At 73.0% G+C, this 15,579-nt stretch carries 5 protein-coding genes; 2 read left to right on the plus strand and 3 right to left on the minus strand.

Annotated features, from left to right (window positions below; all coding sequences use genetic code 11):
- Positions 1–380 precede the first annotated feature (380 nt).
- A complete protein-coding gene (locus ACGF13_RS35925; protein ID WP_392883444.1) occupies positions 381–860 on the minus strand; it encodes a hypothetical protein in 480 nt (159 codons plus the stop codon).
- 435 nt (positions 861–1,295) lie between these two features.
- On the opposite strand from ACGF13_RS35925, the gene ACGF13_RS35930 reads away from it, so the two are divergent.
- Positions 1,296–1,847 (plus strand): EF-hand domain-containing protein, encoded by a 552-nt coding sequence (locus ACGF13_RS35930; protein WP_392883445.1) that lies wholly within the window; start codon positions 1,296–1,298, stop codon positions 1,845–1,847.
- Between the two features lie 420 nt (positions 1,848–2,267).
- On the opposite strand, the gene ACGF13_RS35935 is transcribed toward ACGF13_RS35930, so the two are convergent.
- The gene (locus ACGF13_RS35935) at positions 2,268–2,981 is read right to left on the minus strand and encodes a VIT1/CCC1 transporter family protein (protein WP_392883446.1); all 714 of its coding nucleotides are present in this window, start codon (positions 2,979–2,981) and stop codon (positions 2,268–2,270) included.
- Positions 2,982–3,446: 465 nt separating this feature from the next.
- On the opposite strand from ACGF13_RS35935, the gene ACGF13_RS35940 reads away from it, so the two are divergent.
- On the plus strand, positions 3,447–11,072 hold the full coding sequence (locus ACGF13_RS35940) for a LamG-like jellyroll fold domain-containing protein (RefSeq protein WP_392883447.1): 7,626 nt from the start codon (positions 3,447–3,449) through the stop codon (positions 11,070–11,072).
- Between the two features lie 114 nt (positions 11,073–11,186).
- Here the strand turns inward: ACGF13_RS35940 and ACGF13_RS35945 are convergent, their stop codons facing one another.
- Complete coding sequence (locus ACGF13_RS35945; protein ID WP_392883448.1) at positions 11,187–15,506, minus strand: hypothetical protein; 4,320 nt, start codon at positions 15,504–15,506, stop codon at positions 11,187–11,189.
- Positions 15,507–15,579 lie beyond the last annotated feature (73 nt).

Raw genomic sequence — 15,579 nt, forward strand, 5'->3', positions numbered from 1 at the left:
GCGCAGCCCGCCGCATCGGCTCGTCCACCGACCGGCAACCAATGCGATCACCTACAGCGACGACGACACTACTCAAGGGAGCGGCCGCAGTGGAATCACCCCCGAACGTTGTCCACATTGCGCCCCCGCGGGCCTGAATCGGTCGGATTCCGGACGCCGACAGGCAGGAGAGGCCTCCGGACGGACACACCCGAGCTCTCCGGGCGGTCGGCCCCGGGCGCACCATCCGGGGCGGGGAAGGGCAGCCGGGGCCTCCGCGCCGGCCGGCCATGCCGGTGCCCCGGCCGGAGTGCACGTCTCCGGCCGGGGCACCGGCGGTTCGTCTACGGGTGTCGCTGCAGGCCTCGTCGCCCTTCGTCCGGTTCCAGAGCCTGCGGAGGCTACAGGCCGGCAAGCCCCGACCAGTACTTGGCGATGGCCCCCGTTCTGCTGACCGTGTCGTCATCCATGCGGTACTCCACGCACTGGTCCGCCTTGAAGAACCAGGCCCGGTCGCCCCACCCTCGGTACAGCGCCGCATCGATCCCCTGTGCGAACGGAGTGTCCCGGAGGCCGGGCCACTGACTGGCGATGGCGATCGGGCCCACGTCGAGGCGGTCGGAATCCATTCGATACTTCGCACACTGGTCGCCGGTGAAGAACCAGGCCCGGTCGCCCCAGCCCCGGTGCAGCGCCGCATCGATCTTCTCCGCGAACGGAGTGTTCCCGAGGCCGGGCCACAGACGGTCGATGCCGTCCGGACCCTGGCCTGTCGTGTCGCTCTCCATGCGGTACTCCACGCACCGGCTTCCCTTGAACACCCAGGCCCGGTCACCCCAGCCCCGGTAGAGGAAGTCCGAGATGTCAGTGGTCCAGCTCATCGCTCTCCCTGCTTTCCATTTCCGTGACGAGACTCCTCGACCGCAGTCGAGGAGAATAAGAGAGGACAAACGAGGGGAGGTCGCTCCCCTGGGACAGAAAGCCCTCAACACCATGTCCGACTACCGGAATTGATGCCGCCCAGAGGGCATGCCACTCTCTGGCCGAATTTCCCCTACCTCATGCTGCACTTGCGGTCCGACACGTGCAAACGGAAGCCCAAGTGAACTTCGGTCATGGGTATTTCGCACTCGAACATGAGTCTCCCTCGCGAAGTCTTTCGAATCGGGAACCGTGGGGCCGTCCTGCCGACGAGGTCGCGACTCTGTTCGGGGCATCACTGGATCGGGTGTCGCGTGCATGGTTCAGGACCTCCCCCGGCACCCGCTGCCACATGCTGGTGGAGCCATGAAGCAGGATCACCGAAGGGCTGACACATGACCGCGGCCACGCAGGACGTCATCACCACCAAGCTGGAGCGCCAGTTCGACGCGACGGATGCCAACCAGGACGGCTACCTGGACTGGACGGACTACCAGAAGCTCGCCGACCGCTACATCGAGGCCTACAAGCTCGACAAGAACGACCGTCGGGCCAGGGCGCTCCAGGTGTTCTGCCAGATCTACTGGCTGGAGCTGCTGCGGCACGCGGGCGTGGACGGCGACCGGCTCACGAAGGAGCAGTACGTCACCGCCAACCGCCTCGCGGCCATCGACACCAGCCGACTCAACGTGACCGAGGGCGGCGGCCACGCGATCTTCGACGTCATCGACGTCGACGGCGACAACGAGATCAGCAGGGACGAGTTCGCCCGCTTCCTGAGGGACGTCTGGAAGAGCGACGCGCCCGACGCGATGGACTCGTTCACCAAGCTGGACACCGACGGGGACGACGCGATCTCGCGCCACGAGTTCATCCGTGCGGTGCGTGAGCACTTCCTCTCGAACGACCCGGACGCGCCGGGCAGCCTGTTCTTCGGGCGCGTCTGACCCGTCCGGCTCGCGGTGCTTGACCGGTTTCACCGGTTTCACCGGTTTCACCGACGGGCCTCACACGGCCGCCCCTGGGCCCCGGGTACCAGCGGGCGGCCGTCACTGGCCACGTCACCGCCGTCACCCGGATCGGCTCAGTGCCGGCCGAGGTGTCGTGCGTCGGGCCGGATGCCGTCCCCGGGCATGTCCAGCCGGTCGGTCAGCGGCCGCCGCCACGTCGGGGTGGCGGTCGGCTCGTTCATGGCGCTGGTTCCCTTCCGGATGCCACGGGCGCGGTAGGACGCCCACCTCGGTCAGGACGGCACTCGTCCCGGGGATCGAGCGCGGGCCCGCGCGGGCTGTGCACACCAGCGGCACCGCCTTCCCGGTGTTCCCGGCGTTCCCGGTGCCGATCGGGCACCGGCCACACACCGCGGATCAGACACCGGAGACCCGGGCGATCTGGCCCACCGAGGCGGTGACCGCCATGGCCAGGCCGCCGCCGATGACGACCCGCAGGGTGGGCCGCAGCACCCCGGTTCCGGCGGTGCGGGCGGCCAGCACGCCGGCGACGGCGAGGCCGCCCAGGGTGAGCAGGACGATCAGCCAGGCGCGGGTGGTGCTCGAACCGCCGAGCAGCCCGAGGAAGGGAACCAGGCCGCCGACGAGGAAGCTGGCGGCGGAGGCGCCGGCTGCCTGCAGGGGGCGGGCGGCACTGTGCTCGCTGTGTCCGAGTTCGTCGCGCAGGTGCGCCTGGAGCGGGTCCGCCTCGTGCAGCGCCTCGGCGACCTTCCAGGCCAGTTCGTCGGGCACGCCGCGGTCACGGTAGATGCCGGCGAGTTCGGCCAGTTCCGCCTCCGGCCGCTCGACGAGCTCGCGGGATTCCTTGGCCCGGTCGGCGTTCTCGATGTCGACCTGGGAGCTCACGGACACGTACTCGCCGGCGGCCATGGCCAGCGCGCCCGCGGACAGGCCCGCGAGGCCGCCGGTGGCCACGACCGACGTGCTCGCGCCGCTCGCCGCCAGGCCGATCATGAGGCTGGCGATCGACACCAGCCCGTCGTTGGCCCCGAGGACCGCCGCACGCAGCCAGCCCGCCCTCCCGGCGCTGTGGCTCTCGTCGTGCGGATTGAGCAGGTGGAAGAACGCCATCGCGCTCAGGCTCCTTCCAGGAGCTTCCGCGTCGGTTTCCCGTGTCCTGCCGATTCTCGGCCACGGCCCGCCCGGCCGCGCGGGGGGCCATCGCCACCGGGTCCGGCCGACCGGCGCGCGGGAAAGCCGTTCGGAGTCTGCCGGTCGGGGCGGCCGGCCAGGTCTGCGACACGCCGATCACTCGTTCGAGTGAGTTTCGCCGGACGGCGGCGAGCCGGCCCGGGACTGGCGATTGGATGGCCCGCGGCGGTCGCCGGACAAGCCGTGTCCGGCGGCCGCCGAGCGGCTCGTTCCGGCCAAGTCGAGGGCGAAAGTGGTTCTTGACGATACGTCATATTTCATTCGATCGTTTGATCATCAGAGTCCGTTCCCGTCAGCCCGACCGGCCGACGGCGGCTCCCGCGCGGTCCCGACGGCCGTTCCGTCGCCCGCCTCCCTGACACCGAGTTCCACCGAGGAGATCCCTTGCCCGGCGAGCAGCACCTGCTCAAGGTCTACAGCGACCGCACCTACGTCCACACCACCACCGTCCGACACCAGGGCACCACGGTGGCCCTGTCCATGGACGACCAGCGGCGGATCGTCTACGGCGTGCTGGACCTGTCCCGGCACGACGAGGCCAAGGGCGAACTCGACGCCGCCTACTGGTCGGAGAACCCGCTCCCGCTGCGGTTCCCCTCCGAGGTCACGGACACCGGCTACGCGGTCGCGGGAGCCACCGCGCTGCCCGTGGTCAAGAACGGCGGGCGGGTCGAGGCGGCCCCGGGCGAGCGGCTGGACGAGGACGAGGTGGACCCGTTCCTGTCCACCACGGCGCGGCTCACGGCCCCCGTCCCCTTCCACGCGCTGTCGGACGGCACCCACATCGTGGTCCTGCGCCAGTCCATCGGCGCCGACCACCCGGACGCCGTCCACCGGCTGGCCGGCGGCGGGTCCTCCGGCGACCGGGCCCGCGGCGGCTACGCCACGGACGGCGCCGGCGCCCCGGTGCCGCTGGTGGCGGACACCCTCCTGTGCGACCGGTTCCTCCTCGTCGGCGGAGAGCTCAAGCCCGTCCTGGAGGCGCGCTTCCGCCGCAGCCGCCACCGGACCCGCCCGGACTCGGCCAAGGACAGCCTGGGCACGACCGACATGGAAGGCCGCCCCTTCCACGAACCGACGCAGCTGCTGTCCTTCGTCCGGCGACTGTCCGACGGTCGCTTCACCGCGCTGCTCGTCCCCACCGCCGTGCACGGCCGGCAGCGCTGGCAGATCTTCGCGCACAACGACGCCAGCGGCCGCATCGACTCCTTCAGCGTCGAACAGGGCCGCGACGGACTGTTCGACCTCCAGGGCACCCAGGCCTGGACCAGCCCCGACCCGGCCCACCGCGACGCCGTCTACGAACCCGCCCCCGGCACCTGCCCGTTCACCGGGCAGCCGCTGGTCCCCGTGACGAGCACCGAGGGCCACGCGGAGACCGCGCTCGCCTTCGGCGACGGCGGCGCCCACGTCCGCGTCACCGACGCGCCGGGCCTGGCCGGCCGCGACTTCACCCTCGAGTTCTGGGCCCGGCGCACCGCGACCGGGCGCGAGGAGTACCTCGTGGGCCACGGCGACCCGGCCGGCACGGTCCGCGGCTCGCTGCACATCGGCTTCCGCTCCGACGACCGCTTCACCTTCGCCTTCTTCGGTGACGACCTGAACACCGACGTGCGGACCGGCGGCACCGGCTGGCACCACTGGGCCTGCGTCTACGAGCACGCGACGCGCCGCCAGAGCGTCTACCGCGACGGCGAGCGGGTCGCCACCCGCACCACCGGCGGCGGCTACGCCGGCACCGGGCCGCTGGTGCTGGGCAAGGCCCTGCTGTTCGGCAGCGCCCACGCCGAGCTGGACGAGGTCCGGGTCTGGGACCGTGCCCGCACCGCCGAGGAGCTCGGCCGCGACCGGGGCGTGCGCCTCATCGGCAACGACCCCGGCCTCGTCGCCTACTACCGCTTCGACGAGGGGGCCGGCACCCGCCTGCACGACCAGACCGACCACGCCCGCCACGGCGAACTCGTGGGCGGCCCGGAATGGGTGACGTCCGAGGCGCCCGTCGGCGACCACCCGGGAGTGCGCCGGGACAGCTTCGCCGTCACCGGCCGGACGGCCGTCTCGGGGCTGTCGGCCGTCCTCTACCACCAGCAGGAGGCCACCAGCGCGGGCTACGACAAGGAGGCCAAGCCCACGAAGCGCCAGGCCCGGGTGCTGCTCTCGTACGCGACCTCAGGACCGGACCCGAGGACCGGCGCGGCGAGCGACCAGGCGTACCTGGCCACGGTGGACTTCGGGGTGGGCCGCGACGGACGGCTCGCCGAGATCCCCGACGAGCTGGCCCTGCCGGTGCTCGCCGCACCGGACGGCACCGCCGACGTCGAGACGATCAGCGAACTGGACGCCCGGATCCGCCAGTCGGTCCAGGACGTCACGACCAAGGAGGCCCAGGCCGCCGACCTCGCCCGGCAGACCGCCGACCTGCCGGAACTGGAACGCCTGCGCGAGATCTTCCACGCCAGGTCGCAGGACATCACCGGCTGGACGTTCCGGCTGCGCTTCAGGAACCCCCGGGGCGGCAAGCCGCAGTACCTCGCCGTGCGGGGTGACGAGACCGGCAACGAGGCGCCGCTGGTGCGGACCGCCGACCCGAACGCGAAGTCCGCGCTGTGGGCGGCCGTCGAACCCCCGGGGTCGGGCTGGAACGGATCCATGCTGTACCACCTGCAGAACCTGAACTCCGGCAAGGACATGAACGTCGCCGGCGAGCGGCAGGACAACGACGCCCCGCTGATCATCTGGCCGCGCCAGAACGGCCACTGGAACACGCTCTTCGGCATCTACGACCACGGCGACGGCCTCAGCACCCTGGTCAACCGGTACAGCGAGCGTGCCGTCTGCGCCCCCGACCGGCTCGGCGACCGCGTGGTCCAGTACGACGCCGACCCTGCCGCCGCGTCCGGTGAAGGCCTGATCGCCATCGAGCGGGTCTCCCTCAACGACCTCGGGCACCCCGACATCCGCGACGCCGGCGAGCGGGTGGCGGCCCTCGACCTGCAGCTCGCCGAACTCCGGCCCCAGCGGGAACTGCTGGACCGGCTGCGGCGCGAGATCGCCGCGCACCAGGCCGAGCTGGCCTCGGCGCGGGAGGAGCTCGCCCGGCTCACCGGCGGCCTCAAGGGGGCGGACGACATCGCGCTGCCCGTCCCGCGGCTCTCCCTCGACCGCACCGGCCTGAGCTGCACCGGCGCCCTGCTGGCCTTCGCCCGCTCGGCCGACCGCCCGTACCTGCTCGACAGCGCCACCGGCAACGTCGTGCTGTACTTCCGCGGCACCAACGGGCAGTTCTTCGCCGCCTACTACGACACCACGGTCGCCCGCTCCTCGCGCCGCCTGGCGCAGGAGCACGGCAAGGCGATCACCTTCACCGCCCGCGACGCAGGCACCCCGCTGGACTCCGTGACCATCCGCATCGCACCGGGCACCCGGCCCGAGCTGTGCGACCTCACCGTGGAGCACGGCGAGGAGGTCGAGACCTGGGAGCAACTGCCCCGCCGCGCCGCGGACTTCGCCGCCATCGTCAACGGCGCGGCACAGGAGCCCGTCCGGATCGGCACGGTGAAGTCCTTCGACGCGACCTTCCGGATGCTCCGCGGCGGCCGCTCCGGCAACATCGCCGGCGGCGTGCTCGAACTCGCCGAACCCCTGCCGGCCGCCCTGCCGGCCGACACGCCCGTCACGGTCGGCGGGCACCTCTACCTCACGGAGAAGGACCACGCGTCGGGAACCGCCACCGTACGCCTGAGCGGCGGCGAGGGCGGGCCCCAGCCCGAGCCGGGCGAGGTCGTCCAGCGCCTGCGCTACGACCACCGCCAGGCCTACTCCAACCGCCCCGGCACCCCGCTCGCCGCGGGCTCCCGGCTGGTGGTCGCCGACCCCGAGGGGGCGCGCGAGATCCCGCTCGGCGAGGTGGCGGACCTGGTCACCGGGCAGGGCTGCCGGTGGCGCGCGGACACCCCGGGCCGGGCCTACTCCTTCGACGGGCAGGCCGCCGTCCTCACCCTGCCGCAGGCCCAGCTGGACCGGGTGGCAGCGGCCCACGACCTGACCCTGGAGGCGTGGGTCAACCCCGAGCAGGTGTCCGGCGCCGCCAGGATCGTCCACGCCGGCGCCGGAGACGCGCCCTACACCCTGGGGCTCCTCGCCCCGGCCGCCCCCGTCGTGCCCGCCCTCGCCTTCGACGGCAGGTGGGGCCTCGCCCCGACCGAGCGCGGGTTCAGCCTCGCCGACCAGGACTTCACGGTGGAGTTCTGGGCACGGCGAACCACCGAGTGGGACGGCCGGGCGCAGTACCTGGTCGGCCACGGCAGCTCGAACGCGAGCGACCGGGGCAGCCTGCACATCGGCTTCCGCGAGACCACGGCCTTCACCTTCGCCTTCCACGGTGACGACCTCACCACCCCGCACGGGTACAACGACACCGACTGGCACCACTGGGCCTGCGTCTTCGACGCGGCCACCCGGGAGCAGGTGATCTACCGGGACGGCGTCCGGGAGGCCCGGCGCACCGCGACGGGCCCCTACCGCGGAGACGGGATCTTCAGCTTCGGCAGCCACTTCGCCTCCTGGGTCCCCGACTACGCGGCCGTCGAGATGGACGAGGTCAGGCTCTGGGGCACCGCCCGCACCGCGGCCCAGGTCCGGGAGCTGAAGAACCGGCGGCTGACCGGCAAGGAGACGGGCCTGACGGGGTACTGGCCCTGCGCCGACCCGATGGACCGGGTGAACGGCAAGCCGGGCGTCCTCGACCGCTCCGGCCAGGAGCGGCACATCGTGTTCCGCGACGGTGTCAGCGCCGTACCGGCACCCACCGCGCTCCGGGCGGCGGCGGAGACCTCCCACCACGTCGTCGCCGGAGTCGGCGACCGGCTGGTGGCCACCCGTGCCACCTTCCCCCCGCACGAGTGGGCGCACCTCGCCGTCGCCTACGAACAGTCCTGGGCGGTCGAACTGACCGACGGCGCCCACCTCGACGTGCCCGACGACGACGCCCTCGACATCGTCGACGACCTCACCGTGGAGGTCTTCTGCCGCGTCGACGCCCTCGGTACGGCCCAGGGCCTGGTCTCCAAGGGCCGCGCCGCCGACGGCGCCGGCGGAAGCGTCCCCTACCGGCTGCTGGTCCTGCCCGACGGGAAACTGGAGTTCGGCTTCGAGGAGCCCGACGGCAGGCTGGTGCGGTTCACCTCCTCCGAGGCCGTGCGCGCCGGGGCGTTCCACCGCCTCGCCGTCGTCCGCAAGAGCGGCCGGTCGATGCAGGAGCGCAAGGGCGGCAAGGAGGTCACCGCCACGAGCGCCGACGGCAAACCCGTCCTGCAGAACGTCGAGCTGGTGGAGTCCGTCGACGTCCGGGACTGGCAGGACATCCGCTTCTTCGTCGACGGCCGGGAGGCCGGCACCGCCCGCTACGAGGGGCCGGGCGCCCGGGGCAACTCCGGCACACTCGACATCGGCCGGGCGCGCGAGGGCCTGGAGACCCACGCGCTGACCGGCGTCGTCTCCGAGGTCCGGCTGTGGAGCACCGCACGGGACGCGGCCCGGCTGGGCACCCCCGTCTCCGCACGCGACCGCGGCCTGACCGCGCGGTGGCGCTTCGAGGAGAACGCCGGCAGCACCGCGGCCGACACCGGCGGCTCCCACCCCGCACGGCTGCGCGGCGCCCGCTGGACCCGCAACCCCGACCCCCGCGGCAGCCTCTTCCGGCTGTACCGCAACGGTGTCTCGGTGGCCTGCGACCCGCTGGAGAACACGGCCTTCGCCGGCTACGGCGACCAGGCGTTCGCCCTCGGCGCGCGGCTCGAAGGCGGCCGGGCCACCCAGGCGTTCCACGGCGTCCTGGAGGAGGTCCGGGTCTGGCGCACCGCCCGCACCCAGGAGCAGGTCCTCGACAACCTCTTCACCCGCCTCAAGGGCGAGAAGGAGGACCTGATCGCCTACTGGTCCTTCGACGACGCCTCCACCGACGGGAGCACCCGACTGGTCCGGGACGAGGGCCTGCGCGGCAACCACCTCACCGTGCCCGAGGCGCCGCGCCGTCCGGCGGCCGTGCTGTCCACGGCGCCCGTCTCCAGCGACACCGCGCAGGTCCGGTCGGCGCTCGCGGCCATGCGCACGCCGTTCCACGAGCGGATCACCGGCTCCCCCGCCGTCACCGAGTACGCCGACATGCAGTACTCGACGAGGGGCGAGGCCTTCGGCGTGCTCAAGCGGGCCTACGGCTACCTGCGCGAGGGGCGCTGGCACCTGGTCACCGGCTACAAGGTCGGCAACCTGGTCAGCGAGTGGGTCGGCCAGGTGCAGTTCGACCCCCAGCTGGTCGGCTACGTCGAGGGCGCGCCGCCCGTACCGTCGGAGAACCTCACCCCCAACACCGTCGACCCCGACAGCGCCACCTACGACAGCGCCTCCTCGGTGGAGTTCACCGAGGCGGAGGAGGTCGTCCACTCCCTGTCGTCGGCCAAGGAGCGCAGCATCGACGCGGCCTTCGGGTTCGCCCTGTCGAACGAGGTCGACGTCGACATGTGGGTGATCACCGCGCCGCTGGGCTTCGGCGTCGCCAAGTCCATGGCCAAGGCCAAGGTGTCGGCGGGAGTGCGCGGCAGCCTGGAGTTCTCCAACAGCTGGGCCGAGGAGACGGCCGTCTCCCAGGGCGAGAACACCGCCCGCGCCATGAAGGTGGAGCTCTCCGGCAGCTGGGAGGACCCGCGCAAGCCGCTCAACGCGGCGCTCGGCCGCCGCTACGTGCCCGCCAACACGGGCTTCGCCCTGGTCCAGTCCCAGACCGCCGACGTCTTCGCCCTGCGCCTGGCGCACAGCGGGGCCCTGGTCTCCTACCGTATCCAGCCCAACCCCGACATCCCCAAGGACTGGAACGTCATCCCCTTCCCCCTCAACCCCCGCTACACCAAGCAGGGCACGCTCGACGGCACCGTCGGCTACGACGAGCGCGGCAAGGTCCTCGACCCGGACTACAACACCGGCACCCGGGACAACGGCGAGTACAGCTACTACAAGCCGCGCGAGGCGTACGCGATCAAGCGCCGCATCCAGCGCGAACAGCAGCGGCTGCGCAGCTACTACGAGACCGTCTCCACCGAGACCCACGCGCCCGACCCCACGGCCGAACGGGCGGGCCGGGTCCTCGGCGGCGCGATCGGCGGCGACGCGTCGCCCGGCCGGGGCAGGGACACCGCCGACAGCAGCACCGGCGCGGGCTTCTCGCGCCGCGACCTGGTCAACACCTACGTGTGGACGGCGGACGGCGGCTTCTTCGCCGAGACCACCGAGACCACCGACGCGGTGAGCGAGACGACCTCCGGCTCGTACTCGTTCTCCGGTTCCGTGGGCACCTCCGTCGGCACCTCCTTCGACGTCATGGGCGTCGGCGTCAACGCCCAACTGGACGCCTCCATCGGCGGCGGCATGACCGCCACCAGGGCCCGCGGCCGGCAGGCCACCCGCTCCTTCGGGCTGAACGTGGTCTGCGCGCCCTCCGGGAACCTCCAGACGTACGACACCAGCCGCAAGCCCGTCTACGACGCCGACGGCAAGCCCGTCAACACCCCCGGAAAGGTCGACGCGTACCGGTTCCTCAGCTTCTACCTCGGCGAGGACACCGAGCACTTCGACGCCTTCTTCCACAAGGTCGTCGACCCGCAGTGGCTGGACAACGGCACGGACCCGAACGCGAGCGCGCTGCGTGAGGTCCGCCGCACCGACCGCAAGCCGCCGTGCTGGCGCGTCCTGCACCGCGTCACGTTCGTCAGCAGGCTGCTGCCCGCCGTGCCGCCCGTCGGCGCCCCGCCGCTCCAGCGCACCATGCGGGAGCTCGACCTGGAGAGCAACTACGACCTCGTCCGCCGCCTCGACCCCTACGTCAAGGCCGCGGCCACCGGCCGCACCGAACTCGCCGACGCCGTGCGCGCCGCCCTGTCCGTCCACCTGCCGCAGCTGACGCCGCACGCGGAAGAGGTGATCGAGTTCCTCGCGCAGTACTACGGCGTGGAGGACTGACGCTCCGGACCGGTACCGCGCGTCGCGCGGCCGGGCACGGCCTCCCACTGCTCGGGAGGCCGTGCCCTTCACGTGCCAGGGCTCAGGCGCCGGCGCCTGAGCCCTGGCACGTGGTCACAGCGGGGCGTCCGGGGTGCCGGTGCCGGCGGGGTCGGTGGGCAGGGACGCGATGTCGATCGCGAGGTAGCCCGACCGGGTGCCCGCGATGAGCAGTCCGTGGCCTTCCGCCAGTGCCTCGACTCCGTCGGCCAGGTTCAGTGTCTGCCCGGTCCGGGTGTGCGGGTCCCAGATCCGCACCGTCTTGTCGATGCTGCAGCTGGCCACCCGCGCCGTGCCGTCGGGCGCGTCGAACGCCACCACCGCGCTCACCCAGTAGTCGTGGCAGGTGAGGGGTGCGCCTTCCAGGGCACCGGTGGCCGGGTTCCAGACCCGCACCGTCCCGTCACCGCCGCCGACGGCCAGGCGCGGCGTGCCGTCGGCCGCGTCGAACACCGCCGCTTTCCGCGCCCCGCTGGTGCTCCCGGTGAGGGGGCCGCCCTCCTGGGTGCAGGTGATCGGGTTCCAGATCCGCACGTTCCCGTCGCCGTCGCCGGCGGCCAGGCGCGGCGTGCCGTCGGCCGGGGTGACCACCATCAGCGAATCCACCCCCCTGCCGTTCCCGGTGAGGGGCACGCCCTCCTGGGCACGGGTGGCGGGGTTCCAGATCCGCACCGTCCCGTCACCGTCACCGGCGGCCAGGCGCGGGGTGCCGTCGGGCGCGGTGAACACCGCCATCGCACGCAGCCAGCTGGTGTGGCCGGTGAGGGGCGCGCCTTCCTGCCGGCCGGTGGTCAGGTTCCAGATCCGCACCGTCTTGTCGTGGCTGCCGGTGGCCAGGCGCGGCGTGCCGTCGGGTGCGGTGAACACCACCACCGCCATCACTCCGTAGATGCCGTCGTCGACGGGTTCGCCTTCCTGGGGGCGGGCGGCCGGGTTCCAGATCCGCACCGTGTGGTCCTCGCCGCCCGTGGCCAGGCGCGCGGTGCCGTCGGCCGCGGTGAACTGCACCAGCGCACTCACCCAGTGGTCGTCGCTGGCGACGGGTACGGCTTCCAGGGCGCCGGTGGCCGGGTTCCAGACCCGCACCGCCCCGTCATAGCTGCCGGTGGCCAGGCGCGGGGTGCCGTCGGCCGCGGTGAGCACCATCATCGCCGCCACTCCGAAGTTGTGGCCGGTGATGGTGTCGCCGTCCTGGGTGCCGGTGGCGGGGTCCCAGATCCGCACCGTCCCGTCGCCGCCGGTCGTGGCCACGCGCGTGGTGCCGTCGGGCGCGGTGAACGCCACCACGGCGAGGACGACGCCGCTGTGGCCGGTGAGGGTTCGGCCTTCCTGGGCGCCGGTGGCGGGGTTCCAGACCCGCACCGTCTTGTCGTCGCTGCCCGTGGCCAGGCGCGCGGTGCCGTCGGGCGCGGTGAACACCGCCACCGCGTTCACCTCGTCGGTGTGGCCGGTGAGGGTTCGGCCTTCCTGGGCGCGGGTCGCCGGGTCCCAGATCCGCACCGTCTTGTCGTCGCCGCCCGTGGCCAGCCGCACGGTGCCGTCGGGTGCGGTGAACGCCGCCACCGCGGCGACTGCGCTGCCGTGGCCGGTGAGGGGGACGCCGTCCTGGGTTCCGGTGGCCGGGTCCCAGATCCGCACCGCTCCGTCGTCGCCGCCCGTGGCCAGCCGCACGGTGCCGTCGGCTTCGGTGAACACCGCCACCGCACGCACCTTGTCGGTGTGGCCGGTGAGGGAGGGGCCGTCCTGGGCGCGAGTGGCCGGGTCCCAGATCCGCACCGTCCGGTCCGCGCCGGCCGAGGCAAGGCGCGGAGTGCCGTCGGGCGCGGTGAACAGCGCCACCGCGTTCACCTTGTCGGTGTGGCCGGTGAGTTGCAGGTGGAGTTGACGTTGCCGGACTTCGCCGACGGTCAGTTCCGGAGGCCATCCGCTCGGGTCGCGGGGGCGTGCTTCGGCCGGGGGCGGGGCGCCCTGGATGTAGCTGGTGCCGAGCCGGCGCCACCAACGGCGCCAGCCAGCCGCACTGTCCGCCGACTGCTCGGTGGCGGCGGTGTCGCGGGCGTGGTGCTGGAGCAGGACGGTTCCGGCGATGGCCGGGGGCAGTTCGTGGGAGGGCAGGCCGTGGTCGAAGGCCGCGGCGGTGATGCTGGTGAGGTCGAGGGCGTCGAGGACCTCGGTGTGGTCGGCGAGGGTGTGGAGGGCTCCGGCGGTGTGGCCCAGGCGGGCGTGGGCGGCGAGGTGGTGGCGGATGTACGGGCTGACGACCGCGTCCGGCGGGGCGGCGGCGTCCTCCTGCGTACCCAGGCTCTGCCGGCCGTGCCGGGCGAGGGCGGCGGTGAGCAGGGCGTGGCCGCCGGCCGTGTCCGGGTCGGCGGTGAAGTGTTCGGTGAAGGTGCGGTGGGCGAGGCGGTAGACGCTCCGTTCGTGTTCGTGGTCGAGGGTGAGGTAGGGAGCGGCGTCCCGGAGCAGCTCGGGGATGCCTGCGCCGGTGTCGGTGCGGCTGTCGAGGGCGTGGACGGCGAGGGCGTCGGCGGCAAGGGCCCAGATGCCGTCCTGGGCGGGCAGGCCGCGGCCCTGGGCGAGGCCGAGGGCGCGCAGGAGCGGGGCGTAGTCCGGGTTGGTGCGGTGGAGTCGCTGGAGGGCGCGGGTGAACAGTTGGCGGTGGGTGCGGCCGATCAGGGGGGTGGGGTCGGTGAGGAGGCCCGGGTCGTTGAGGAGTTCGTGGGCGGCGAGCCGGACGTAGAGGAACTGCTGTGGTTCGGCGCCGTGTTGCTGGTGGTCGGCGACGAGGCGGTGGACGGCGTCCTCGATGGTCGCGTCGTCGGCGTCGAGGGCGCCGCGTTGTCTGGCGGCGTCGAGCTTGGCGCGCAGGTATCCGGCGAGGGCCTGAGGGTCCTGCTTCACCTCGACGTGTTCGACATCGGCCCACTGTTGGACGTCGGCCCACGGTCCGGCCTCGCGACGGGTCTGCCGGGGGCGGTCCGACCGGGGGCGGAGCGCGTCGAGGATGTCGGTGTCGGTGGGGGCGGGCTGGTCGGGGCCTTCCTGGGTGGAGCGGCGGGTGCCGATGACGACCCGGACGGCGGGCAGGGCGGCGAGGGGGCGCAGCAAGAGGGCGGCGATGAGCAGCGGCTGCTCGGCTTCGTCGAGGGCGTCGAACAGCAGCGTCAGCCGGGTCGGCCGGGCGCGCAGCCGGGCGACGACTCGGGCGGCGAGGACGGCGGGTGGCTGACCGTCGTCGGCGTGCCGGACGAGGTCGGGCAGGCCGACGGCTTCGGCGACGAGCTGGACGGTGCGGGCGAGGCTGAGGCCGGAGAGGTGGGCGACGAGGTCGAACGGGTCGTCCGGGCAGGGCACTTCGGCGGGCAGCGCGGTCAGGTGGCCGTGGCGGACGAGGACGTCGCGCAGCCGGGTACAGGTGTGCAGCAGCACGTGGCCGAGGAGGGCCGACTTGCCGGAGCCGGCGGGGCCGGTGACGACGAGGGTGCCACGGGTCGCGGTGGCCAGCCAGCGCAGGATGTGGTCGCGCTCCTCGGTGCGGCCGTGGAAGTACCAGGCGAGTTCGCCGAGTTCGGCACCGGACGCCTTGGGGAGGAAGTGGCGCTGCTCGTCGGTGGGCAACCGGTCGATGACGTCCTGGAGTTCGGCGAGCTGGTCCAGCGGCGCGGACACCGTGGTGGCGGCATCGGGGGTGAGCCGCACGAGCCGGTCGCCGGGCACGGCCCGGTCCCCGCGGTAGCCGCCGCGCAGTTCACGGTTGAGTTCGACACCCAGTTCGGCGAGGCCGATGTCGGGCTTCCCGCGGAAGGTGACGCTCAGGACGCGGCGGAGGGCGCCGGTGAAGGCCCCGAGTTCGGTGTAGCCCTCGGCCGCGGTGGACAGCAGCAGGTAGCGGCCGGCATCGCGGTACTTCCTGCCGAGGAGGACGCGGTGCACCTCCTGGGCGAAGCCTTGGGAGAAGCAGGCGTCGATGACGACGATCGCCCAACTGTCCTCGCTGTCGGGGTGGATCTGGCGGCTGCCGATGGCGCGGGCGACCTCCTCCGGGGAGATCCCGTCGTCGATGGGGGCGGGGGTGCAGTGGTGGGCGAGGTGTTCGGCGCTGCCGTGGCCGACCCAGTAGAGCACCGTGTTGCCGCCGCGGGAGGCGGTGGGCCGCTTCCACTCGCCGAGCCGGTCCTCGACGGCCTGCCGGTCCCGTTCGTCCTCGGGGGTGGTCCAGCTGTTGACGCGCGGACCGTAGGGAGCGAGCAGGTCGGCGATCGCCCGGACGTGGGCCTCGGTGTCCAGGGCGGGGTGCTGCCGGTAGGCGGTGAAGTTCACCGGGAACAGCTCGATCCCGCCGCCCTCGGGGGGCGGTTCGGTCGGGTTCCGGTCGGTGCCGACGGGTGTGGCCAAGGCGGGATTCCGATTCAGGCGTCGGGCGGGCTGGCGAGGCGGAGGTTCGGGCGTCGGGTGCGGTCGAGGCCGG

This window comes from Kitasatospora sp. NPDC048286, assembly GCF_043201735.1.
Classification (GTDB): Bacteria; Actinomycetota; Actinomycetes; order Streptomycetales; family Streptomycetaceae; genus Kitasatospora.

Bases quoted from the DNA above. Each gene is read 5' to 3' on its own strand.
- ACGF13_RS35925 (WP_392883444.1), bottom strand. From the start codon at position 860: ATGAGCTGGACCACTGACATCTCGGACTTCCTCTACCGGGGCTGGGGT.
- ACGF13_RS35930 (WP_392883445.1), top strand. From the start codon at position 1,296: ATGACCGCGGCCACGCAGGACGTCATCACCACCAAGCTGGAGCGCCAG.
- ACGF13_RS35935 (WP_392883446.1), bottom strand. From the start codon at position 2,981: ATGGCGTTCTTCCACCTGCTCAATCCGCACGACGAGAGCCACAGCGCC.